Origin of the sequence: Caballeronia sp. dw_19, assembly GCF_018449515.1 — a bacterium.
In the GTDB taxonomy this organism is placed as follows: Bacteria; Pseudomonadota; Gammaproteobacteria; order Burkholderiales; family Burkholderiaceae; genus Caballeronia.
On sequence record NZ_JAAVUQ010000026.1, the window covers coordinates 1 to 23,399 of the forward strand.

General features: G+C 57.2%; 24 protein-coding genes and 6 pseudogenes. 17 read left to right on the forward strand and 13 right to left on the reverse strand.

Annotated features, from left to right (window positions below; genetic code table 11):
• Positions 1-177 precede the first annotated feature (177 nt).
• From HB376_RS27760 to HB376_RS27780, 5 genes are all read left to right on the forward strand, one after another.
• Positions 178-900 (forward strand): IS6 family transposase, encoded by a 723-nt coding sequence (locus HB376_RS27760; protein WP_213766930.1) that lies wholly within the window; start codon positions 178-180, stop codon positions 898-900.
• 62 nt (positions 901-962) lie between these two features.
• The gene (locus HB376_RS27765) at positions 963-1,142 is read left to right on the forward strand and encodes a tyrosine-type recombinase/integrase (RefSeq protein WP_255631606.1); all 180 of its coding nucleotides are present in this window, start codon (positions 963-965) and stop codon (positions 1,140-1,142) included.
• Positions 1,139-1,840 carry a tyrosine-type recombinase/integrase gene (locus tag HB376_RS27770; RefSeq protein ID WP_213766932.1) on the forward strand — a complete coding sequence of 234 codons (702 nt, stop codon included), beginning with the start codon at positions 1,139-1,141 and terminating at the stop codon, positions 1,838-1,840. Before HB376_RS27765 ends, HB376_RS27770 begins: the two co-directional genes overlap by 4 nt.
• A gap of 33 nt (positions 1,841-1,873) precedes the next feature.
• On the forward strand, positions 1,874-2,260 hold the full coding sequence (locus HB376_RS27775) for a transposase (protein ID WP_213766933.1): 387 nt from the start codon (positions 1,874-1,876) through the stop codon (positions 2,258-2,260).
• Positions 2,261-2,320: 60 nt separating this feature from the next.
• The gene (locus HB376_RS27780) at positions 2,321-3,106 is read left to right on the forward strand and encodes a transposase (protein WP_255631614.1); all 786 of its coding nucleotides are present in this window, start codon (positions 2,321-2,323) and stop codon (positions 3,104-3,106) included.
• A 168-nt stretch (positions 3,107-3,274) separates the two neighbouring features.
• On the opposite strand, the gene HB376_RS27785 is transcribed toward HB376_RS27780, so the two are convergent.
• The 7 genes and pseudogenes from HB376_RS27785 to HB376_RS27810 form a co-directional block, all read right to left on the reverse strand.
• Positions 3,275-3,508, reverse strand: a complete 234-nt coding sequence (locus HB376_RS27785; protein WP_213766934.1) for a hypothetical protein — start codon at positions 3,506-3,508, stop codon at positions 3,275-3,277.
• A 90-nt stretch (positions 3,509-3,598) separates the two neighbouring features.
• Complete coding sequence (locus HB376_RS41260) at positions 3,599-3,940, reverse strand: DUF29 family protein (RefSeq protein ID WP_346730600.1); 342 nt, start codon at positions 3,938-3,940, stop codon at positions 3,599-3,601.
• A gap of 36 nt (positions 3,941-3,976) precedes the next feature.
• Positions 3,977-4,126: pseudogene (locus tag HB376_RS41265) on the reverse strand (toxin-antitoxin system HicB family antitoxin); the annotation flags it as partial.
• Complete coding sequence (locus HB376_RS27795; RefSeq protein WP_213766936.1) at positions 4,123-4,347, reverse strand: hypothetical protein; 225 nt, start codon at positions 4,345-4,347, stop codon at positions 4,123-4,125. The pseudogene HB376_RS41265 and the gene HB376_RS27795, both read right to left, overlap by 4 nt.
• Before the next feature lie 105 nt (positions 4,348-4,452).
• A complete protein-coding gene (locus HB376_RS27800; RefSeq protein ID WP_213766937.1) occupies positions 4,453-4,761 on the reverse strand; it encodes a HigA family addiction module antitoxin in 309 nt (102 codons plus the stop codon).
• A 91-nt stretch (positions 4,762-4,852) separates the two neighbouring features.
• Positions 4,853-5,227, reverse strand: a complete 375-nt coding sequence (locus HB376_RS27805) for a MarR family transcriptional regulator (RefSeq protein WP_213766938.1) — start codon at positions 5,225-5,227, stop codon at positions 4,853-4,855.
• Entirely contained in the window at positions 5,224-5,520 is a 297-nt protein-coding gene (locus tag HB376_RS27810; protein WP_213766939.1) for a DUF6516 family protein, read from the reverse strand. Before HB376_RS27810 ends, HB376_RS27805 begins: the two co-directional genes overlap by 4 nt.
• Positions 5,521-6,159: 639 nt before the next feature.
• Here HB376_RS27810 and HB376_RS27815 point away from each other — a divergent pair.
• A pseudogene (locus tag HB376_RS27815) lies at positions 6,160-7,209 on the forward strand (transposase); the annotation flags it as partial.
• A 229-nt stretch (positions 7,210-7,438) separates the two neighbouring features.
• Here HB376_RS27815 and HB376_RS27820 read toward each other — a convergent pair.
• Positions 7,439-7,528, reverse strand: a pseudogene (locus HB376_RS27820) (IS6 family transposase); the annotation flags it as partial.
• Between the two features lie 246 nt (positions 7,529-7,774).
• Here HB376_RS27820 and HB376_RS27825 point away from each other — a divergent pair.
• The 7 genes from HB376_RS27825 (at position 7,775) to HB376_RS27855 (ending at position 16,685) form a co-directional block, all read left to right on the forward strand.
• Positions 7,775-8,812 (forward strand): porin, encoded by a 1,038-nt coding sequence (locus HB376_RS27825; RefSeq protein ID WP_213767011.1) that lies wholly within the window; start codon positions 7,775-7,777, stop codon positions 8,810-8,812.
• A gap of 432 nt (positions 8,813-9,244) precedes the next feature.
• Positions 9,245-10,519 (forward strand): cysteine desulfurase-like protein, encoded by a 1,275-nt coding sequence (locus HB376_RS27830; RefSeq protein ID WP_213766940.1) that lies wholly within the window; start codon positions 9,245-9,247, stop codon positions 10,517-10,519.
• 60 nt (positions 10,520-10,579) lie between these two features.
• A complete protein-coding gene (locus HB376_RS27835; protein WP_213766941.1) occupies positions 10,580-11,377 on the forward strand; it encodes an ABC transporter substrate-binding protein in 798 nt (265 codons plus the stop codon).
• Positions 11,378-11,437: 60 nt separating this feature from the next.
• Positions 11,438-12,115 carry an amino acid ABC transporter permease gene (locus HB376_RS27840; protein WP_213766942.1) on the forward strand — a complete coding sequence of 226 codons (678 nt, stop codon included), beginning with the start codon at positions 11,438-11,440 and terminating at the stop codon, positions 12,113-12,115.
• 9 nt (positions 12,116-12,124) lie between these two features.
• Positions 12,125-12,877, forward strand: a complete 753-nt coding sequence (locus HB376_RS27845) for an amino acid ABC transporter ATP-binding protein (RefSeq protein WP_213766943.1) — start codon at positions 12,125-12,127, stop codon at positions 12,875-12,877.
• Between the two features lie 68 nt (positions 12,878-12,945).
• Positions 12,946-15,150 carry an indolepyruvate ferredoxin oxidoreductase subunit alpha gene (locus HB376_RS27850; protein ID WP_213766944.1) on the forward strand — a complete coding sequence of 735 codons (2,205 nt, stop codon included), beginning with the start codon at positions 12,946-12,948 and terminating at the stop codon, positions 15,148-15,150.
• Positions 15,151-15,164: 14 nt separating this feature from the next.
• Entirely contained in the window at positions 15,165-16,685 is a 1,521-nt protein-coding gene (locus HB376_RS27855; RefSeq protein ID WP_213766945.1) for an indolepyruvate oxidoreductase subunit beta family protein, read from the forward strand.
• Positions 16,686-16,754: 69 nt separating this feature from the next.
• On the opposite strand, the gene HB376_RS27860 is transcribed toward HB376_RS27855, so the two are convergent.
• Positions 16,755-17,201 (reverse strand): MarR family winged helix-turn-helix transcriptional regulator, encoded by a 447-nt coding sequence (locus HB376_RS27860; protein WP_213766946.1) that lies wholly within the window; start codon positions 17,199-17,201, stop codon positions 16,755-16,757.
• A 234-nt stretch (positions 17,202-17,435) separates the two neighbouring features.
• Between HB376_RS27860 and HB376_RS27865 the strand changes: the two genes are divergently transcribed.
• Positions 17,436-18,215, forward strand: a complete 780-nt coding sequence (locus tag HB376_RS27865; protein ID WP_213766947.1) for a cyclase family protein — start codon at positions 17,436-17,438, stop codon at positions 18,213-18,215.
• Between the two features lie 400 nt (positions 18,216-18,615).
• On the opposite strand, the pseudogene HB376_RS27870 reads toward HB376_RS27865, so the two are convergent.
• Positions 18,616-19,136 (reverse strand): annotated as a pseudogene (locus HB376_RS27870) (transposase); the annotation flags it as partial.
• 55 nt (positions 19,137-19,191) lie between these two features.
• Positions 19,192-19,884 (reverse strand): annotated as a pseudogene (locus HB376_RS27875) (IS6 family transposase).
• 80 nt (positions 19,885-19,964) lie between these two features.
• Here HB376_RS27875 and HB376_RS27880 point away from each other — a divergent pair.
• Positions 19,965-20,381, forward strand: coding sequence for a reverse transcriptase/maturase family protein (locus tag HB376_RS27880; protein ID WP_255631607.1), 417 nt, complete (start codon positions 19,965-19,967; stop codon positions 20,379-20,381).
• A gap of 6 nt (positions 20,382-20,387) precedes the next feature.
• Positions 20,388-21,089 (forward strand): IS6 family transposase, encoded by a 702-nt coding sequence (locus tag HB376_RS27885; protein ID WP_213766948.1) that lies wholly within the window; start codon positions 20,388-20,390, stop codon positions 21,087-21,089.
• Between the two features lie 55 nt (positions 21,090-21,144).
• Here HB376_RS27885 and HB376_RS27890 read toward each other — a convergent pair.
• Together HB376_RS27890 and HB376_RS27895 are read right to left on the reverse strand one after the other, a co-directional pair.
• Positions 21,145-21,309: pseudogene (locus tag HB376_RS27890) on the reverse strand (IS6 family transposase); the annotation flags it as partial.
• Positions 21,310-21,539: 230 nt separating this feature from the next.
• Positions 21,540-22,604 (reverse strand): porin, encoded by a 1,065-nt coding sequence (locus tag HB376_RS27895; RefSeq protein WP_213766949.1) that lies wholly within the window; start codon positions 22,602-22,604, stop codon positions 21,540-21,542.
• Positions 22,605-22,991: 387 nt separating this feature from the next.
• Between HB376_RS27895 and HB376_RS27900 the strand changes: the two genes are divergently transcribed.
• Positions 22,992-23,318 carry a non-heme iron oxygenase ferredoxin subunit gene (locus HB376_RS27900; RefSeq protein WP_213766950.1) on the forward strand — a complete coding sequence of 109 codons (327 nt, stop codon included), beginning with the start codon at positions 22,992-22,994 and terminating at the stop codon, positions 23,316-23,318.
• Positions 23,319-23,399 lie beyond the last annotated feature (81 nt).

The following is a 23,399-nucleotide window of genomic DNA, read 5'->3' on the forward strand; positions in this document are numbered from 1 at the left end:
GCTTGGGGGTAATGCGTTGGCTGGATATGGGATTTGTCCATCGGCGGCGGAAGGGCGCCTTCGTAGGCGAGTTGCGGTTCGTCGATGCATTGCCATAAGACGGCATTCCCTTTGGTTTTGTCGCATTAGCGACGATGCAGTAAAGTTCGGGTTGCCAAAACTTTGCTTGGGCCCTCGATGAAGAAGACCGCAACGCCACGAACGGCCCTTGCTGCTGGCGTTGCCAAGGTGCTGCAGCGGTTGCACTATCCGCTCGACGTGATGTTGTTGTGCGTGCGGTGGTATGTGGCTTATTCGCTAAGTCTTCGGAATCTTGAGGGGATGATGGCTGAGCGGGCCATTGGCGTGGATCATTCAACAGTGCATCGTTGGGTCATCAAGTTGGTGCCGTTGTTCGAAAAGACGTTTCGCAAGCACAAGCGCCCGGTGGGCGCGAGTTGGCGCATGGATGAAACCTATATCAAGGTCAAAGGATCGTGGAAATATCTTTATCGAGCCGTGGACAAGGCGGGCAACACCATCGACTTTCTGTTTAGAGCCAAGCGGGACAAGGCTGCTGCTCGGCGGTTTTTTGAAAAGGCAATCGGTCAGAACGGCTCGCCCGAGACGGTGACCATCGACAAGAGCGGTTCCAATCTCGCCGCGCTTCATGCGGTGAATGCCGAGCGCGAGATGCCCATCAGGATTCGTCAAGTCAAGTATTTGAACAACGTGGTCGAACAGGACCATCGGGCCATCAAACGCATCACTCGGCCGATGCAGGGGTTCAAGAACTTTGACTGCGCGCGCGTAATTCTCGGTGGCATTGAGACTATGCACATGATCAAGAAAGGGCAGATGAAGTGCTTGGGTAAAATCCCGCTGTCCGCCGCCCAGCAGTTCTACTCGCTCGTTTCATAAGGTATCCTTCGGATATCGCATTTACTCGTCCCTCCTGTCTTACTGCGACACAACCGCCCACGTTGGGTGCCCATCAGTTCCGCCATGGCCTGGCCACCCAGATGTTGAGCCATGGAGCCTCGCTCAGCGAGATCGGCGAGGTGTTGGGTCATCGTCATCCACAGACTACAAAGATCTATTCGAAGGTAGACATCAAGACATTGCGCACACTCGCATTGCCGTGGCCGGGAGGTGTACGATGAACACGCTTCGCCAAGCCGTTCAGGATTACCTTGATCTGAGGCGCGGCCTGGGATTTAAGCTGAAGGAGGCAGGCAAGGCGCTGTCAGATTTCGTTGTGTTCATGGAGCGACATCGTGCTTCCTACGTCACTCAGGCGTTGGCTTTCGCCTGGGCTCGACAACCATCGAATGTCCAACCCGCGCAATGGGCGCGACGATTGGATTTCGTGCGCGATTTTGCGCGCCATCGCAGTGCGACCGATCTTCGCACCGAGATACCAGCGCCGGGTTTGTTGCCGTTTCAACCTAAGCGAGCCGGACCGTATTTATATTCGACCGGCGAGATTCGCGCACTATTGCGGGCTGCGCTCCAGATGCCATACCGCTATGAACGGGGTGCTCTACTGCCGTGGACCTATCATTGTCTATTCGGATTACTGAGCGTATCAGGCATGCGTCTGGGTGAAGCGCGCAATCTCAAACTGCAGGACGTCGATCTGACAGCGGGGATATTGACGATCCGTGGAGCGAAGCTAGGCAAGTCGAGATTCGTTCCTTTGCATGCCTGGACCTGCAAGGTACTTGCAGACTATATTGCACGACGCGAACATCGTTGGATGGGGCGGCCGGTATCTTCCTACCTGTTCGTTTCGATCTGGGGCAACCGGATGGGCTTTGTTCGAAAGGGGTGTTGTGATCGAGTCGGGGCTGCGATATAAGCAAGACTTCAAAGCAGAATTGGATTCGAGCGGATGCCGTATAAAGCCCGATTGCAGGAAGGTCAAGAACGCAAGCGTAAGAAGCCGACGTATCGGGTGACGAACTGCCACGACTACAATCAGAGCCTGAAGAAGCGCGGACAGATAAGCCTTTATTTTCCGGATGGCGATCTGTTGAGCCAGTTCATCGATGCGTCGCCCTATACGCGAGGCGTTTCCGGGCGCACATCATCCTATCGCGCGCCCTATGTCGAGCTGATCTACACTTTCTATCGCCTGTTCAGCTGGGGGATGCGGCAGATCGCGGGCTATATGGAAGATTACTGGAAGACTTTGGGCCTGGACATCCCGGTGCCCAGTTACGGTCATTTGAGCGATTTGTTTTCGAAGCTGGATATTACGGTCAAACAACGCTGCTAGCGGCTGGCCCGACGGCTCGCGAATGGCGAAGACGTCACGGTCATCATTGATAGTACGGGACTGAGCTTCGACCGGACCAGCCAGTGGTACGAAGAGAAGTACGGTAAGAAGGCGGCCCGCACGCCGTGGCGCAAGATGCACTTGGCGATTGATCCGGACATGAATATCCACGCGATCGAGATCACGGGCACTGACGTGTCCGATAGCGAAGGAATGGACCGTATCCTGCCGATGGACCTCGCGATTGATCGGGTCATCGCCGATGGTGCCTACTACAGCATCGAGCGAGGAGAAGCGCTGAACGATCGCGGCATCGTTGCCGTGATTCCGCCTCCGTCGCACGCTGTGGTGCATGGCGATGAAAACACAAAATTGCATGACCAGACGGTGCAATACATCAAGGACCAAGGCAGCATTTATGCATTTCACAAAAAGTACGGCTACGGACTGCGCGCGCTGGTTGAAGCGCAGATCTCGCGCATCAAGCGATGCATCGGCGCAAAACTGTTAACGCAAAAACTCGAGTCACAGAAGTGTGAAGCGTTGTCATCGCCAACATCATCAACCCGTGGAATTCATTCGGCAGACCCGTTTTCGTCAAAAATGCATAGTTGCGTCCGCAGCGCGGAGAGCCTCACCCTTCCGAACAAAGCCGACCGCGAGCGGATCGTCGCGGACGTGTTCGCGCATGCTGTCCAGTTCGCCCGCGAAGCCGTGGTTTTTCATGCAAATGCCGAGGACGACGATTACAAACCTCTCCTCGAGGACTTGTCGAATCTGGCCGATGACCTGACGTGCTTCCTGCTGGGAACGCCGGGGCACTTTCCGGATAGGCTCTCGCTTTAATCGGCCAAATGAAAAAGGCAAGCGTCCGGTTCGACGCCTGCCCTTTAAAGACCAATCTATTCGGCAAACTCCTTCTGGTCTAGGAGCTGACTATCGCGCGCCCGAAGACGCAAGACTTGCCTTATTCGTTGACTTCCTCTCCGCCCTGAAGGACGGGGATTGTCGCGGTCAGTCAGCCAGAGGCTCGCGGAAGCACCCACCGATCGCATACTCGTCGAAAACGTGCTCTACGGCATCCGCAAACGGTGGATGGTGGTGCGGTGCCGGATACCCGTCAACGATCCGCACAGCGACGATTACGCGCGTTCCTTTGTCTGTGCAGCGCCATTTGTATGTGGCCGTGGTCCAAAACTCGGTACCGATCTCGATTTCGGCAAATTCGTACGCGTCATTCATCTGCATGGTGTCATTCGGGCAACCAGCCCGCTCGCATTACATCGTCCATCGCCCACGGGCACGCGGCGGGAATGTCATCGCGGCCGGTGTCGGCGATCACGGCAGAAACTGCGCACATCCACATGCTTTTTTCGAATTTCGGATCCTCGAGGCAAGCGCGCAGGCTCGGGGAAACATCGAAGCACCGCTCCACGACGCCTCGATGGTAGGCGATATCCTGCCGCCACGCTTCGCACCTGAGCATCGGTTTAAGGTGCCACTGGAGCGGCTCACCAGCAGCGCTTCGACAGCCCCTGCAAGGTCGTTTTCTTCGGCCTTCGCGACATCTAAAACTTCGTCTGCAACGTGAACGATATCGACCACATCGAATCGGCCGGCGAGCAGCAGCGCGGCTTGCACGCGCGCCCATGCGGCGATGTCAGTTTCGTAGGTGGTCACGGTGTGCGCTCGTTGCTGGCGCGCAGATCCGCCGCGGATTCGGGCGACGACCTGGCGGATGCCGGCGAGCGCTTCCTCTGGCGTGTTGGCCAGCCACGACAGGCTGGGAAACTCGGCGCACAGCCCGACTTGCTCGCCATCCTCGGCGGACCATTTAACGCTGTACGTGTAGCCGTCGGTGCTCATTTCGAATCCTTGCCGATGGCCGCGATCGCGGCGAGCATGCCCTCAAGCGTCGCCTTATCGATGCCGCGGAAGTGCCCGCGCTGTATCTTGAAGAGTTCGGCCGGCGGCACGCCGATGGCTTTGGCCGCTTGCTCGCGCGTCAGCTCGCGCTCGCGGATGGCATGGTCTATGGTGATCGTAATCGGCCTCGGTGACCAATGGCGAGGGTACCGCTCGCGCATCGCGCACGATGGCCTCGTATTCGGCCATGGACGCCTGCCGTGCCTTCATCTGCGCGACCGAATCGAGGAGATCGGCTTGAAATTGCGCCATGTCCTTGTCCATGCTCATGTGCGCTCTATTGGGCGGATATCTTGAGCGATGCGCTGCCCGGCTTCGGCCTCGGCCTCGGCGTTCTTAAGGTCGTATGCCTGCTGCAAGTTCAGCCATGACGTCGCATCGCCACCGAAGAAAGCGGCAAGACGCAGGGCCGTATCCGGATTGATACCGCGTCGGCTGCGCACGATTTCATTGATACGTGTGCTCGGCACGTGGAGACGGTTCGCCAGCGCGTTCACGCTTATACCGAGCGGCGCAAGGTAGTCCTCGCGCAGGATTTCGCCCGGATGGATCGGGCGCATGCCGTTTTTGATCATGCATGGATCTCCTGTTGCACCTTGCGTGGCCCGATAAATCGCTTCGTCTAAGACGCTTTGAACCGGCATGCAGCCATGGGTTGATTCGTATTTAGTCGATCGTCACATGCAGATCGACACGCGATGCGACTGCGCGAACGACCTTATGGGTTCCATGGCCTGCATTCACCTCTTTCTCGACCGATACGAGTCCCGCAGCAAGCAACGCATCAACATCGCGTTTCACGGCACTGCGATCACGGTGGAGGCGCGCCGCAATGTTGGTGATCGAAGCTGCCTCGGTCTTGATTGCGCGAAATAGGCCAATCCTTGCCTGCGTGAGCAGTTGCGCGACGTCGGCGGGATCCTCGAACGTGAGGATATGGGTTTCGGCAATGGGTTCGCCTCGGTCGATCTTCTGCGCGAGTCGTTTGCCACGCGCGAAAAATTCAGCTTCGGTGCCGGTCCCGATGTAAGTCTTGGTCATGCTTTGCTCCTTAGTGCGGTCCAGTCAGTTTCAAACTGGACCTCGATGTCCTCGAAAGAGATGAAAGCGACGGGCTCCACATGACTAAAATAATGCCGATGGTGGTAGCCGTGCGCGTTGTCGTATCCAATCACGCGGCCGTTGTCGCCCTGGTGGAGATCATGGTTGATGTAAGCCAGGTTATAGCGGGTCACGTTGCCGGTCGAATCGACCCATACTTCGCGCCTCAGTTCGCCGTTACCGCGCCGCTTTGAAATGACGTGACGCTCATCATGTTTTTTGGTATCAGCCATGACTTACTATAGCATGTCTGCAACACGACTATCCACAACGCTTTTTTGCTTGCCGCGTGTGCGGCTGGCGGGGCTAGAGATGCCTTAATGATTGTACGGGCCGAGTGGCCGAAGCGGCGGCGCAAACTCGGCCTGGCGCGCGGCGTGCGGTCGGCGCGCTGGGCGGGCTGCAATCGTCCGACCTAAAATCTGCGAAAAATCATGAGAAAATTTATCGTGTGCATCGCAGTTGTCGCTTCGATTACGCCCGCTGTCGCGCTCGCTCAAGGCGTGTTCGTAAATAGCGGATTTTAAGTGGCAACAAGCTTTGCGAATATTCCGAACTGGTGCAGAGGGGATATGTGATGGGCATCTTTTGATGCACAGCGATGGACATGCGCTTGGCTGGCCAGTGTGTGCAGGTCGACGTGAAGGGCATCGGCGTAGCGACGTGCTGAAACAATGGAGGTATTGCCGTCAGGATCTCGCCGCGAGCTCAAGAACTGCTCGAAACTGTCGCCGGGGAGTGGTGGGTAATTGCTGGCAGTGACCATGCTGATACCTCTGCGCATGGTTTGCGTACATGTTTAGCACGACTGAGGCGTCAGCAGCCTGAGCAGGCTAACAAGGCATGTTAGTGAATGGGGCATACGCGATGGAAAACACCTCACTGCGTGGCGTAACGCGCCCGAGACGCCGTGGCTGAAGGAATCGCCCCGCCATCCTCAGAACCAAACGATCGGGGATCTGGACCGCGCATTCGGCAACTTTTTTGCGAAGCGTGCTGACTACCCGCGTTTCAAGCGCAAGGGCCAATCTGCCGATAGCTTCCGGTTCCCCGATCCCAAGCAGATAAAGCTCGACCGGGAAAACGGCCGCGTGTTCCTGCCAAAACTCGGCTACATGCGCTACCGCAGCAGCCGCGTGCCGCTGGGCGAGCTTCGCAACGTGACGGTGTCGAGCAAGGGCGGGAAGTGATACGTGTCCATCCTGATGCGTCGCGAGGTCGAACAGCCGGTTCCGCACGGCCCCGCTGTCGGGATCGACGTGGGCATTGCGCGGTTCGCGACCCTGAGCGATGGCACGTTCGTCGCGCCGCTCAACAGCTTCAAAAAGCACGAACAGCGGCTCGCGAAGTACCAGCGTCGCATGTCTCGCAAGACCAAGTTTTCGAACAACTGGAAGAAGGCGAAAGCCCGCGTCCAGCGTATTCACGCGCGCATCGCGAATGCCCGCAATGACTTCCTGAACAAGACTTCTACGACAATCAGCCAAAACCACGCGTTCGTGTGTATCGAAGATCTCAGGATCGGCTCCATGTCGAAATCGTCAGCAGGTACGAGCGAACTGCCGGGTAAAAAAGTGGCTCGGAAGTCGGGCTTAAACAAGGCCATTCTCGATCAAGGCTGGTTTGAATTCCGTCGTCAACTCGAGTACAAAACGGCATGGCGTGGCGGCTTCACGGTCGCGGTGCCGGCGGCCTATACGAGCCAAACCTGCCCGTCCCGCGGCCACGTGGCGAAGGATAACCGCAAGACTCAGACGCTCTTTGCCTGCATCGCGTGCCAGTACGAGAACAACGCCGATCATGTCGGTGCGATCAACGTTTTAGAGCGCGGACAGCGCTTGTTTGCCTGTGGAGGGACGGCGCTGTCAGGCCACCCAGCGAAGCAGGAACCCAACGAAGCGACTCAGGCTGTTTTGGTCTGAGCGCCGTAGGAATCCCCGGTCTTTAGGCCGGGGAGGATGTCAAGATTTACTGAAGCGTATCCGTGCACTGATTGCCGATCTGCCCGACGACCGTCTCGGATATTTTGCGGAGACGGTCGAAATGCGATCGAACCGGAGCGGTGGTGCGGCGATCCCTTCGCTCGGCCGGGCGAGGAACTGCGCGCGCTCGCGGCCTCGGCAGTGTCGGTCTTAGTGCCGCCGGTCTGCTCAGCATCACATCAAACGGATCGAGGAGCCGCTTTAGCACCCGGGCGATGCCCGGAGCAAGCGTCTTTCGCGGTGTTTGCGTCTTCTTCATCGGCCAGCCAAAGCATATTTGTAAGCCTCGAATTCTACCTACCAGCCTTAACGCGACCCAACCATATTGGTCGCGGTATAAGCAAAAACCCTCCTTTGTCGCCAATTAGTGTCGTGCCTGCGCGATCATTATTTGACATATAAATATTTCCAAAGTAATTGTTCTGAACTGCGACAGTTCACGCAGGATATCTTTCATCGATAGTGGAGAAATTGAATGAATCGGAAGCATTGGGTAGTACTGGCCATGCTCGGAACCGGTTTGACCGGATCCGCCATGGCGCAAAGTTCGGTCACGCTTTACGGCATCGTCGATCAGAGTGTCCGTTTCACTACGAATTCGAATGCTCAGAATGCTAACCAGATCCAGTTGACGAATGGCGCGATCACGAATTCGCGCTGGGGTTTGAAGGGTAGTGAGGACTTGGGTGGGGGATTGTCTACGATCTTTGACCTCGAAAGCGGTTTTGAACCGCAGAACGGTCAACTCGACGGAGGCGCATTGTTCAGCCGCTATGCCTATGTCGGAATATCATCTCCATACGGTACGTTGACTATGGGACGCCAGGGGACCGAGGCGTTTAACTTCACGGGCGATTTCGATCCGCTGACGGTTGCAAACTATGCCGATAACTCATGGCCATTCTTTATGACGGTCGGGCGCATCAGCAATGCGATTACGTACGCCGGTCTGTTCGATGGCCTGCACATCGGCGTCACGGGAACGCTGGGCGGCCAAGCCGGGAGCTTTAGCACCGGGTCTTCGATCAGTATGCGTCTGTCCTACGACATTGGGCCACTGAGCTTCGGCGGCACGTATCAAGACGTCCGCGATCTGAAAAACAACTCTCAGCGCATGTGGGGTGCAGCTGCGAAGTATCGGTTTGCGAACTTGACAGCATTCGTCGGATACCTCGGCGGTAGCGATGCTACGGGTAACGTGGATGCTGCGCTCAATGATTCGAGTCGTAATGTTGAGACCGGTGACTTCACCATGAACCGACGTCGTGATGCCATGTTCTACGGCGGCGTTCAGTGGCAGTTCACGCCGGCACTCGCTCTCTATAGCGGTGTCTACTATGACAAGATGGGCAACGTGAACGGATTCGCGGGCAATAGCGGCTCTCGTATCACGGGCGCGGGTGTTCTCGAATATTCGCTCTCGAAAGCCACGCAGATTTACAGTGCGGCTGACTTCAATCGCGTGACGGGCGGGGCTTATACGGAGCTTCCGGGGCGCGATAATCAGCTTGGCCTGTCTGTGGGTATGCGCCACAGTTTCTGACCTGTCTTGAAGAAAAGAAGCCCGGGGAGGTGCATTCCACGGACTTCTTTTGTTTGTGCAGATGTTGGCGAGCCTTGGACAAAGCTTGAGCGCTGACGGTGCGCGAGGTCGGCTTGGTTGCACAGCACCGCGAAGAAACGGTCTAGCTCGGTCTGCACGCAAGTCCGCTTGCCGCCGAGGAACCATCAGATCAGCGTGACGAAATGGAGCACCCGTCGACGGCTGAAATGACGTGCATCCGTGATATGTCGGGCGCGCAATTCGAGGTAATTTTAAGATACTTCCAAATTCATAGATTTTTGTTGACACGTAAAATTTCGAGACCTAAAGTAGGCCGCGAGTTATGGCGATCTCCGGTTAAGCGGAGAGACAATCCAGGCACCTATGCTTGGGTTTCGATTCACCAATTCATATAGACGAGGTTTTACTAAGATGCCTACGCACTCGCCCACCGACTCGGCTGTGATTTTTCCGGTCGATGAAATTCGCTCGCTTTTCCCCGCATTGAAAAAATCTGGAGATTTCGTTTTTCTGGATAATGCGGGTGGCTCACAAGTCCCTCAAACAGTCGTAGACGCGGTATGCAATCACTTGATTGACAACAACGTGCAGCGCATGGCGAAGTATCAGCACAGTCAAGGTGTTGATCGTTCGCTCGCTGAGTCGCGCCAATCCGTAGCCATCTTGGTAAATGCCAACCGCCCCGAGGAAATTTCCTTCGGCCAAAACGCCACGTCGTTCATTCGTCTCGTAAGTCTCGGCATCTCGAAAATGCTCCAGGAGCGCAACGAGATCGTGGTCACGGATATGGACCACGACGCGAATATCGCAACGTGGCTGGCCCTCGAAGCCGAAGGAGCGAAGGTTGTTTGGTGGCACATGCGCGAAGATGGCGCTCTTCACGTCGAAGATCTGAAGCCTCTCCTCAACAATAAAACCCGCCTCGTCGCCTGCACCGTTACCGCCCACTCGATCGGGACGATGGTTGATGTCAAGACTGTGGGCGAACTCGCGCACGCAGCGGGCGCCGAAGTGTTCCTGGATTGCGTGCACTACGGTCCGCATGGCCTGATCGACGTCCAGGCGTGGGACTGCGATTACATGGTGGTTTCGGGCTACAAGAATTTCTCGCCGCACATGGGTTTCCTGTGGGGGAAGTATGACCTTCTGTGCAAGTTGCCGACGTTCAAGGAAGATTTTATTCCCGACGTTCCGCCGTACAAGATCGAGGTCGGTACTTTCACGTATGAATGCGTTGCCGGCATGAATGCTGCAATCCAGTATCTGGAAAGCATCGGACGTCGCTTCCTCACGGGCGAAGGTCACTCGCGCCGCGATGCGATCGTCAAGGCGATGGCCGTCATTCGCGAATACGAGGTTTACCTCATGGGCGAGATGTTCAGCGTCCTGAAGGAACATGGCGCAACGATCTACGGTATTACCGATAAAGAGCGGATGCATATGCGTGTTCCTACCATCTGCTTCAACATAGAAGGTCTTTCGCCGCAGACGATTGCTCAAGAAATGGGTGAGCAACGCATTGGTTTGCGTGATGGCCACATGTTTGCCCCCCGCCTCATGAAGCGTCTGGGCTTGACCATGGAGGAAGGCTGCATCCGTGTTTCTCTCGTCCACTACAACAAGGTCGAGGAAATCGCTCGTTTCGGTCAAGTTCTGGCCGGCATCATTGCCAAACACAGGCAGTAAGATTCTGCATTCGATTCCTTCGGCTTAGCCCGAAAGTCTTTCATATACAGAGGAAAAGCTATGTTGATCCGTCGTCGTTTCCTGACCTTGCTTGCTGCCGCTAGTATTGCTGGCGTGATGAGCCTCGGCGCTCAGGCTGCAGGCACTCTGAAGGTGGGGGCCTACCCGAATAATCCTCCCTTCGAATTTAAAACCGCCGACGGTTCTTTCCAGGGTTTCGAAATCGACATTACGGAGGAATTGGCAAAGCGTCTGGGAATGAATACCGACATCAAGGACTACGGCTTCCAAGCCTTGTTCGCGGGTATTGCATCCAGGCGAATCGACGTTGCGCTGTCCTCGATCACGATCACGCCCGATCGTCTGAAGACGATGGGCTTTACGCAGCCTTACTTCACCTCGGATCAGGGAATTGCCACTCTTGATAGTAGTCCGATCAATAGTACAGCAGATCTGAAGGGTAAGAATGTAGGCGTTCTTTCGGGCTCGTCCGGCGAAAAATGGACGACTGAGAATTCGGCTCGACTAGGATTTGCCGATGTCAAGGGCTACAACTCGCAAGAGAATATGTTCCAGGATCTGCGCAATCGCCGTATCGATGCCGCGGTCAGTGATGTCCCCGGCATGCAATATTTGTTCGCGAAAGAAAAGGGGTTTGCGGTCAAGGCACGGATCGAGGGTGGCGAGCAATATGGCCTTATGCTCGCCAAGGACAATCCGATGTTTGGCAAGATTAATGACGCGCTGAGTGCCATGAAAACCGACGGCACGATGGCCCAGCTTTATAAGAAGTGGTTTGGCGTTGAGCCTGCACAGGGCTCATCCACGATTTCTGTTCTGCCGGTTCCGAAAGGCTAATAGAGCCCCCGCTTTCTCGGCCCAGCAAGCGGGGTACTCCTGTGCTATATAGGAAGACTTATGTCATCGTTTTTGCAAGCGTTTCTCAACTACGACATTCTCCGAGAAAGCATTCCGTTGCTTCTTCGTGGTGCCGTCACTAGCCTTGCCCTCGGCTTCGTTTCCATTCTCATTGGCGTTCCTGCGGGTGCTATTATTGGCCTAGTTCGACTGTATGCGCCGAAACCTTTGCGCGTGCTGGCCATGCTCTATATCGACATTCTTCGGTCGCTGCCCGTGCTTGTCGTGCTGATCCTGGTTTATTACGCGCTACCTATGGTAGGCATCGAATTTTCAGACTGGACATCGGTCATTCTCGTGTTCTCCTGTGTCATGGCCGCCTACTCTGCTGAAGTTTTCCGGGCAGGCTTCCAAAGCATCCCCCGAGGTCAATTCGAGGCCGCAGCCGCCCTGGGAATCCCGTTCCTTGTCACGCTGCGCAAGGTAGTTTTGCCGCAAGCCATTCGCATCGTGATACCGCCCACGGCCAACAACTGCGTTTCGATGTTCAAAGACACCTCGCTGGCCTCCACTGTGGCTCTCCCGGAACTCCTGAAGCAAGCCCAGAATGCGCAGGCGTTCTACGCCAACGCATCACCGTTGATCGGGGCTGGACTCGTTTATCTGATCTTCCTGTGGCCCATGGTTCGCGTCGTGAATAAAATCGAAAAACGGTTTCAGAATGAAAAGGCGAGGTAAAAATATAATATGCAACCCGCTATCAATATCGTCGGCATGAGTAAGTGGTATGGCGATTTCCATGTCTTAAAGAATATCAATCTTGAGGTTCAACGGGGAGAGCGAATCGTTATCTGTGGCCCCTCTGGCTCTGGCAAGTCCACGATGATCAGGTGCATCAATCACCTGGAGCAACATCAAGACGGAAAAATCGTCGTTGATGGAACTGAACTCACGAACGATATAAAGCGCATCGATAAGATCCGTCAAGACGTGGGCATGGTCTTTCAGCATTTCAATCTGTTCCCTCATTTAACCGTACTGGAAAATTGCACACTGGCCCCCATGTCAGCACGAAAAATGTCTCGGGCAGACGCCGTCGATAGGGCTATGCATTATCTAACCAAGGTAAAGATACCCGATCAGGCATCAAAGTATCCGGGGCAGTTATCCGGCGGCCAACAGCAGCGTGTAGCGATTGCCCGTGCTTTATGCATGGCACCCAAAATCATGCTATTTGATGAGCCAACTTCGGCACTGGACCCCGAGATGGTGAATGAGGTATTGGAAACCATGGTTTCTTTGGCAAAAGACGGGATGACCATGTTGTGCGTGACACATGAAATGGGATTCGCCAAACGCGTGGCGAATCGCGTTGTTTTTATGGATGGCGGTCAGATTGTCGAAAGTGCAAGCCCCGATATTTTCTTTTCTAATCCAACTCATAGCAGGACGAAATTGTTCTTGAGTCAGATTTTTCATGAAAACCATTCCGTAATTTAAACTTTATATGCTCCACGCATGACGATACGAAGTCGTGCGCCACGAGTCGATCATCGGAAGGGACGGTTATGGCAGAGAGGTCGTTTGTCGAGGAGGTGAAGAAGTTGCGTCTCGGCGCGGGCGAGGTGTTCAGCGGCGAAGGCATTCTCGCCGTCACGAAGGCGCTGCTGGAATCAGGCGTGGCCTACGTGGCTGGCTACCAGGGCGCGCCAATTTCGCATTTGATGGATGTACTCGCCGACGCGCAGGATATTCTCTCCGAGCACGGCATTCGCTTCGAGAACAGTGCGAGCGAAGCCACTGCGGCCGCCTCGCTGGCCGCGTCGGTCAACTATCCGTTGCGTGGTGCGGTCACCTTCAAGGCGACCGTGGGCACCAACGTCGCCTCGGACGCGCTCGCGAATCTCGCCTCGGGCGGTGTGACGGGCGGTGCGCTCATCATCGTCGGCGAAGACTACGGCGAAGGCTCGTCTATCATGCAGGAACGCAGCCACGCGTTCGCGATGAAGTCGCAGATCTGGCTGCTCGATCCGCGCCCAAACCTGCCGTGCATCGTGCAGGCCGTGAAGGACGGCTTCGATCTCTCCGAGGCGAGCAGCACGCCCGTGATGCTGCAATTGCGCATTCGCGCGTGCCACGTGCACGGACAGTTCGTCGCGTCTAATAATCGCCGGCCGTCGTTCACGATCCAGCAGGCGCTCGATCAACCGCGCCGCGATGTCGATCGCATCGTGCTGCCGCCCGCGACTTTCCTGCACGAGCGTGAGAAAATTCACGAGCGTTGGCCCGCTGCGGTGAAGTTCATCGAAGAACGTCAGCTTAACGAATTTTTTTCCGCCGATGCGTGTGATATCGGCATCGCGGTGCAGGGCGGCAGCTACAACACGGTGCTGCGCGCACTGGAGCGTCTCGGTCTCGCCGATGTCTATGGCGAGTCGGAAGTGCCGCTATATGTGATGAACGTGGCGTATCCGCTCATCGATTCCGAATGGCAGCGTTTTTGCGCAGGCAAGCGCGCGGTGCTCGTGATCGAGGAAGGTCAGCCGAACTTCGTCGAGCAGAACGCGAGTGCGATCCTGCGTCAGCAAAACGTGGATGTCGCGCTGCACGGCAAGGACATGCTGCCGCTCGCGGGCGAGTACCACACGGCGACGGTCATGAAGGGTCTGCGCACGTTCTTCGAGCGCTATGGCGTACTAGAACCGCAGCCGCGCAAGGTGATTCCGGTGGTGGCCATGCCGATGGATGCGCCAGCAACGAATACCGCGACTGCGGCGAGTGTTACGACTGCGGTCGTGACGGAAGAACTCGCCGCGCTCGATACGAACATACATGCGCGTCCGCCTGGCTTCTGCACGGGTTGCCCTGAGCGTCCGATTTTCACGGCGATGAAACTCGTCGAGCGCGAACTCGGCGCACATCATGTGAGTGCCGACATCGGCTGCCATTTGTTCTCGATCCTGCCGCCGTTCAATCTCGGTGCGACGACGATGGGCTACGGCCTCGGCGCTGCAAGCGCGTCCGCGTTTAACACGAGCGGTAGCAAGCGCGCGATCTCGGTGATGGGCGACGGCGGTTTCTGGCACAACGGCCTCACGAGCGGCATCGCGAACGCGGTATTCAACCGCAGCGACAACCTCACGATCATCGTCGACAACAGCTATACGGCGGCGACGGGCGGCCAGGACATTCTTTCATCGACGGCGCTCAATCCCACGCGCAGCACGGGCCACGAAATCGAGCAGGCCGTGCGCGGCGTGGGCGTTAAATGGGTCAAGACGGTGCGCCGTACCTACGACCTCAAGGCGATGATGGGCACGCTACGCGAAGCACTTACCACGGGCACGAAAGGCCCGAAGGTGCTGATCGCGCAGAGCGAGTGTATGCTCAACAAGCAGCGCCGCGAAAAGCCGAAGCAGCGCAAGGCGATCGCCGCAGGCGAGCGTGTGGTGCGCGAACGCTTCGGCGTGGATTCGGATACTTGTACCGGCGATCACTCGTGTATCCGCCTCTCGGGTTGTCCGTCGCTGTCGATCAAGCCGAACCCCGATCCACTGCGCACCGACCCGGTCGCGTGCGTACTCGATAGCTGCGTGGGTTGCGGTCTGTGCGGCGAGATTTCGCATGCGGCGGTGCTGTGTCCGTCGTTCTACAGAGCACAAATCATAAGTAATCCTACTAAATTGGATAAGCTGAAGCAGTACGTGCGCGACGCCGTGATCGGCGCGCTGCAACGTCGCGACGCGGTCAAACGCGCGCGCTACGCGTTCTGAGCGAAGGATTGACAATGACGAAGACACAGCCGATCAAGATCGCGATTCTCGCGATGGGCGGCGAAGGCGGCGCAGTGCTCGCCGACTGGATCGCCGATCTCGGCGAGCGCAACGGTTATTTCGCGCAGACCACCTCGGTGCCCGGCGTGGCGCAGCGTACCGGCGCAACGATCTACTACGTCGAACTGTTTCCGCACGAAGCCGACGAATCGCGTAAGCCCATTCTCGCGCTCATGCCACTGCCTGGCGACGTTGACGTGGTGCTCGCATCCGAACTGATGGAAGCGGGCCGCGCGGTGCAGCGCGGTCTCGTGAGCGCGGATCGCACGACGCTCGTGGCCTCCACGCACCGCGTGTTTTCCATCGCCGAAAAAACTGCGATGGGCGATGGCCGCGTGGATAGCGAAACGCTCGTGGCGCACGCGGGCAAGGCCGCGAAGCGCTTCGTGCGCTTCGACATGGCGCAGGCCGCGCAGGACACGGGCAGCGTGATCAGCGCCGTATTGTTCGGCGCACTCGCGGGCACGAGCGTGCTGCCGTTCAGCCGCCAGCAGTTCGAGGAAACCATCGAGCGCGGACGTGTAGGCGTGAAGCCGAGCTTGCGCGCATTCGATCTCGCGTATCGCCACGCGAACGATGCGGGCGAGCAGACCAGCGATTACGCGGCGAAAATGCAGCCTGCCGCCGCGCCATCGGCCACGGCCTCCGCTACACCGCGCGATCCCGAAGTCGCGAAACTGGTCGAGCGCATGCGCGCCGAAGTGCCGGAAGCGGCGCAGCAATTCGCGCTAGAAGGCGTGCGTCGCCTGATCGACTACCAGGACCCGGCGTATGCGGCGTTCTATCTCGATCGTCTCGCTTCGTTGCGGCGCGCGATTCCCGATGCGGACGACGGCTTGCTGCGCGAAACTGCGCGTCATCTCGCGCTCTGGATGTCGTATGAAGACGTGATTCGCGTGGCCGACCTTAAGACGCGCGGCACGCGTTTCGAGCGCGTGCGCGACGAGGTCAACGCGAACGCGGACCAACTGCTGGCGATCAACGAATTCATGCATCCGCGTCTGGAAGAAATCTGCGAAACGCTGCCCGCCGGTTTGGGTCGCTGGCTCGCGCAGCCGCATTGGGTGAATCGCTTCGTGAGCGGCCACACGCAGGCGGGCCGTGTGGTGAAAACGAGTTCGCTGCACGGTTATCTCATGCTGTACGTGATTGCGCGCTTGCGCGGCATGCGTCGCCGCACGCTGCGTTACGAACTGGAGAACACGCGCATCGAGGCGTGGCTCGCGCAGATCGTCGCATCGGCGAAAATCGATCCCGCGCTCGCCACAGAAGTCGCGCAATGCCAGTGCATGGTGAAAGGTTACAGCGACACGCATTCGCGCGGACTCAAGAACTATGAAACGGTGATGGCGGTTGTGGTGAAGGCGGGCGCGCGACTCGCGCCGGCTACGTTGCGCGATCTGCGCAACGCCGCGCTCGCGGACGAGCATGGTCACAAGCTGCACGCGGCGCTGGTGCAGCACGCGTTTGCCTGAATCGAGTTGCGCCGCGCCGCGGCGATGGCTCCTGCGGGCAATCACGCTTGGACCTGCGCCTGCCGTGTTTCAGGCGGGCGGGCGATGCAGTTCGATGAGCAGGCGCAGCGTCGCTCTGAGTTCTTCGACTTTCTCGTGGCCGAGCGGTGCGAGCACCTGCTCTTCGTGTGCTTTGGCCTGATCGATCAACGTGGAAACGAGCTTCTTGCCGCGGGGCGTGATGCGCACGAGCGTGACGCGACGATCGCCCTTGTGCGGAATGCGCTTGACGTAGCTTTGCGCTTCCATGCGGTCGAGCAGACGTGTGATTGTGGGCTGTTTGGTGACTGAAACCTGCGCGAGACGGCCGATGCTGACGGCCTTGCCGTCGGAGAGCGTGGAGAGCACGCGCCAGTCGGAGACTTCGAAGCCCGCGGCCTGCACGATCACGTGGAATTCGCCGGAGATCAGCTGGCTGACCTGGGCGAGCAGTGCGGGTGTGTAATTGTCGACGAAGCTGGAAGTAGGCTGGCTCATACGTGGTATCGCGGAAGACGGCGGCGGAAATCGGCACAAAACGGGGAGTGCTCCCGTCGAGCCGACAACATACCACGACCCCGACTTATCGAGAGGCAAGCGTAGGGAAAAAAAGGGAGTAACCGTGATTATGGATTAATTTATGCTCGAGATAATCGAATCGCAGATAACCCCATGTGCCGGCGTGTGTGCCGCACACAACGATGACGCGCGAGTGAGAACGAGGAGTGCAAGATGACGAGCAGTCTCGAACAACTGACCACCGGACTGGCGAGCGGCCAGATTCGCGTGGTGGATCTGACGCAAACGCTCTCGCCGGAGTTTCCGGCGCTGCAACTTCCGCCGCAGTTCGGGCAGGTGTGGGCATTCAAGACGGAAAAGATCAGTCAGTACGACGAGCAGGGTCCCGGCTGGTACTGGAATAATTTTTCCTGCGGCGAGCACACCGGCACGCACTTCGATGCACCGGTGCACTGGATTTCCGGTAAGGACCATGCACAAAACTCCGTCGACACGATCGACGTGAAGAATTTTATTGCACCGGCGGTCGTGATCGACGCGAGCGCCGAGATTGCAGAGAACGACGACTGGCTGCTCACGGTCGGCTTTCTCGAAGATTGGGAAGCAAAGCTCGGCCGCATTCCGCGCGGCGCGTGGGTGCTGTTGCGCTCGGACTGGTCGAAGCGCACGGACCCGGCGAAATTCTTGAATCTGCGCGACGACGGCGCGCACACGCCGGGACCGACGCAGGAAGCGGTGGAATGGCTGATCGGCGAGCGCGAAGTGCATGGCTTCGGCGTGGAGACCATCAACACCGATGCGGGTCAGGCGTATAGCTGGCCGATTCCGTATCCGTGCCACACGCTCATGCACGGCTCGAACCGTTATGGCTTGCAGTGCCTGCGCAATCTCGATCAACTGCCGCCCACGGGCGCCGTGATCGTTTCCGCGCCGCTGAAGATTCAGGCCGGCTCGGGCAGTCCGCTGCGTGTGCTCGCGCTCGTGCAGGAGTAGTTGCCGAAGGCTCAATGAGCAAACGATCCAGACGTGATCGGAATGCGCGTCAAACCCCGTCGTTCACGGCGGGGAAGGATAGCGCGGACGGCGTAGCCGTCCTTTAGTGCGTTGGCTCCGGAACAGCCGTTGATAACCCCCGGAACGTATGGCACTGTCCGGACGCCATGCAAATCCTCCAAGCCTTTAAATACGAGCTGATGCCCTCCGGCGAGCAAGCGCGCGATACGCCACACGCCCATGCTTCGGCTGGATTCGGCCCAGAGTGTGTCAAAACCCCAATAACAAGGGGTGGCCAGAACAGTGTCAACGGCGGCGGACCAAAGCGTCGTCCGTAGAAGGTTCTGGTGCCGTAGAGTCGCGTGTGCGACACGATGAGGTGCGATCCTCCTCCCTGCCATCAACTCGCTGCTTGCACGCTTCGATCTTGAATTGCGCATATCAAGTCCGCCGAGCCGAGTAGTTTGATGACCCGCTTCATGTTGTACGCCAGCACGTGCAAACTCATCCCAGTGCTGACCTTCTCAATAGTTCTGGTCAGGAAATGTGTTGCGCCCATCCAGGCCTTGATCGTCCCGAACGGATGCTCGACGGTTTGCCTCCGGATACGCATCATGTCCGGTGCATGGTCAAGACGCGTTTGCATCTGTTCTAGAACGGCCTGATGTTCCCATCGGCTCACCCGTCGTTGAACGCTGGGAGTGCACTTGTCTTTTAGCGTGCGTTGCTGGCAATTCGAACTCCAGTAGCGATGAAGTCTCAGACCGCTCTCCACGGTTGCATACCGCCAGATCAGACGCTCACCCGCCGGGCATGAATATTCGTTTTCGATGCGTCATAGATAAAGTCGTCCTTGCCGAAGCGACCATCGGCAGTGGCACCCGAGGTTACCGACTTTGGCACGAACACTGTGATGCCTGCGGCTCTGGTGCAAATAGGTGCCCCGGCCGAGAAGGTGGCTATAGTTATGGATACCCTATCGATCGAACAGGACAGCATTCCACACTGCAGGCGCAGCAGCATCTTTGAGCCCGGGAATGAAGAGATTGAACTGCCCCTTGCGAATGCGGTGCATCAACTCGATGCCGGCGATCGTGGTCGCGGCACTCCTGAACTGTTTGAAGCCGAGCATTACGTTTGTTCTGGACTTGATGTTTCGATGGTCCTGCTCGACCCGATTGTTCAGGTACTTCGAAGACCGGACCTTCGTGTCCTTAGGCAGCAGGCCATCGGCCTTCATCTCACGCAGCGCCCGGTGCGAAGCAGCATAACCATCGAGTGTGATCGTCTCCGGCGGCTGGCCTTGATGTTTGATTGCCTTGCTAAAAAAGGCTTTGGCCGCGGCCACGTCGCGCTTTGCCCGGAGCATGAAGTCCACCGTCTGGCCGGCTCGATCTACCGCCCGGTACAGATAAACCCATTTGCCACGAATCTTCAGGTAGGTTTCGTCGACACGCCATGAGCGCCCTGTAGGTATGCCAAAGCGATTCCAACGATTGATGAACTCTGGCGTAAAGCGCTTCACCCAACGCATGATCGTGGTGTGCACCAGCGACAAACCCCGCTCGGCCATCATCTCGACTAGATCGCGCAGGCTGAGCTTGTAGCGAAGGTACTAGCGCACGCATAGAACGATGATCTCGCGATCAAAATGCCGCCCATCGAACATCCCCTCCAGAGCCTTCCGCTTGCTCATCACCGGCCACCAGTTTGTTAGGCTGAATACCTTAACTGATTCACCGAGCCTATTTGCAACAGAATCTCAAGATGTCGTTGGAATGCTCCGTTGAAGAAACCGATCACCGAGGCCGGAAGACACGTACGACCGAGGCCAAGGACAGCAGGCGAGGCATTCCGCAGGGCTCACCCATCTCACCACTGTTGGCGAATATTTACATGCGCCGGTTTGTGTTGGCATGGAAGAAGCTCGGGCTTCAGCGAAGTCTTGGCAGTCGAATCGTGACCTACGCGGACGATCTGGTGATCCTGTGCAAGCGAGGCAAAGCTGAGGAAGCGCTGTCGCGACTACGCGAGATCATGAGCAAGCTGAAGCTGACGGTCAACGACGAGAAGACACAAATTTGCGCGGTTCCGGAAGGGCAGTTCGACTGGTTCTGTTGCAATAGCGGAGGCTGGTATGCTGCGGGATCTTACAGAATGATGTGAACGACAATGAAAGCGCTGAGTCCGGGGGTAGCCAAAGTGCTGAAGCGGTTGCACTATCCGCTGGACGTGATGTTGTTGTGCGTGCGTTGGTACGTGGCATACCCGCTGAGCTTGCGCAATCTCGAAGAGATGATGGCCGAACGTGGGATCGCGGTCGATCATTCGACCGTGCACCGGTGGGCCATTAAGCTTCTACCGGTGCTTGAAAAAGCGTTCCGCCGCTGCAAGCGCCCGGTCAACAAGAGCTGGCGTGTCGACGAGACCTACGTCAAAGTCAAGGGGCAATGGAAATATCTGTACCGCGGCGTTGACAAGGCTGGCAGCACGGTTGACTTCTTGCTGCGAGCCAGGCGGGACAAGCAAGCGGCCCGACGGTACTTCGAGAAGGCCATCGATCAGAATGGCGCGCCCGACACCGTAACTATCGACAAAAGTGTTGCCAATCTGGCCGGGTTGCACGCCGTGAACGCCGAGCGTGAGGCGCCCATCAAGATCCGCCAAGTCAAGTATCTCAACAATATCGTGGAACAAGACCATCGTGCGATCAAGCGCCGTACCCGACCCATGCTGGGATTCAAGACATTTCGCTGCGCCCGGATCCTGCTGGGTGGAATCGAGGTCATGCACATGATTGCGAAAGGCCAGATGATCGATGGCGCTGTACCGAAGTGCTCAGTTGCCGAACAGTTCTATTTTCTAGAAACATAAGTTATCCTATCTATATCACCTCGTTTCGTCCAGATTTCCTTATCGCAACAGAACCCACGGTCGAATGATCGCCCGCGATCCCACGTTCGGCCATCATCTCTTCGAGATTGCGCAAGCTCAGTGGGTATGCCACGTACCAACGCACGCACAACAACATCACGTCCAGCGGATAGTGCAACCGCTTCAGCACTTTGGCTACCCCCGGACTCAGCGCTTTCATTGTCGTTCACATCATTTTGTAAGGTCCCGCAGCATACCAGCCTCCGCTATTGCAACAGAACCATCTGGCATGCGTCGAAGTGATGCACAGGATCGTCAAGGGTCAGATGCAAGGAGATCGAATGGGCCAGACACTTGCCGAGCCCTTTCATTCAACGGCTTATGAAAGAACCCTATATATCCGTGTCTGGCCATCTTCCTCGAACCTTGTTGCGATAAAACCGATTCGCGTTAGAACCGGGTCCGCACGCCCACTATTACGCCAGTCTGAATGGCTCCCGTAGTGGCTGTGCCGAATCCGGTGACGCCGAGGTTGGAGTGCGCCTTATTGAGGGTCTCTCCCAGTTGCACATAGATGTCTGTGCGCTTGGATAGGAGATAACTCCCGAGGACGGAAAGCATCAGCGGATTCCCCTCGCCGGTATTACGATCCGCCTGATAGAACAGGTCAGAACTGATGCTGAAGGACGGGGTGACGCGATACCTGGCGGCCACCCAGTAAAGGGAGGAATAGAGATTCTGCCCCGGCTGCTTCTGCGCATAGAACCGATAAACCGCATAGAGCTGTAGCGAATTCAGATCGAGCGATGCCCCGACGCCATAGCGCTGTGTCTTGACACCCTGCGATGCGACCGTATCGCCATTCTGTTGATCGAATAACAGCCCGAGTGCCCCGATGCCATGGCTGTAGGTGGCGAAGAAGCTCTCCTCCTTGCCGACCCGGAACGCACCTGCAACAGTACCGGCGCCGGTCACGCCGTCGTAGCCGAGACTGTAGAGCTGTTCGACCATCAGCTTTCCGCCCAGCACATTGAAGTTGCCGGTATATTTGGCCGAATTGTCCGCACGGCCTACGAATGCGGAGTCAAAGGACACGGCTGAATACAGGGCGGGACCGACCGCGTCGAACGTCAGACCAAAGTCGTACACGCCCGTGGTCTGACGACCCATGGTCAGTTGTCCATACGGCGAAGATATGCCCATGTACGATGACCGCCCAAACAGGCGCCCCGCATTGTTGGCCGTACCCTTGGTAGCGTCAAAGCCATTTTCGAGCACGGCCAATGCGCCGTAGCCATTGCCGAGATCTTCGAAAATGCGCAGGCCAAAGCGGGATGTCTGCGCCGCGCCCGAAACCGCCGAGAAGGTCGAGCCGCTCGTGCCGCCAGCCGTGCTGTGACTCGTAAACTCCAACCCGGCGTCGGCAATGCCGTACAGCGTGACGGACGATTGTGCCGCCGCTGTCGTTGAAGCGAACGCTCCCGCTAGATATACACCGATCCATGCTTTCTTCATTGAGTCTCCATTCTTTTTGATTTATCAATAGCCAAAAAAACTTCGGTGTGCTAATAGTTCATCACACGATTGCCGGATGTTGAATCGAGCCGCTTCCAAAGCCGGGGGACGTATTGGTGACATCCAGTTGACGCTCCACTGTCCCTTACGTGCTTCGTCCCTTTTGTTCCTATATGAGGAACGTTGTTTCTATATTCGGACTAAGTGGCCGTATTGGGCCGGTCTACTTGACTTTTGTCAAGCTATGAGCGGGGCGGGTTTATCCTAGGGTGGGGGTATTTTATTGACCGCTGCTCGCGGCGATAGTTCCTTTATAAGGAACTATGTTCATCAAGGGGGAACGGAGTTATCATTGGCACAACAACACGTCAACGAAGGAGATTCCTCATGAGTCACGCTTGTGCATTTGCCCACCTCTGCCACGCTGGGGACGTAGCCGATGGTAAAGCGATCAAGGTCGAAAAAAACGGCTTCACGCTAGCCGTGTTCAACATCGGAGGCGAGTATTTCGTTACGAACGACGCCTGCACGCATGGTCCGGGCTCGTTGTCGGAAGGCTATATCGATGGCGACACGGTGGAATGCGATTTCCACAACGGTGCGTTCAATATCAAGACCGGCGAGGCTGTCACGCCGCCATGCGTGATTCCGCTCAAGACGTACAAGACGCACGTTGAAGACGGCGTGATCGTGATTGAAACGGATGGCGAATGAAATCGATGCGCCTGGCGCTTTTGGAAAAGCGCCAGGCAGACATGCGCACGTCATGAATTTCGCGCCCGCGCCAATGTCTCG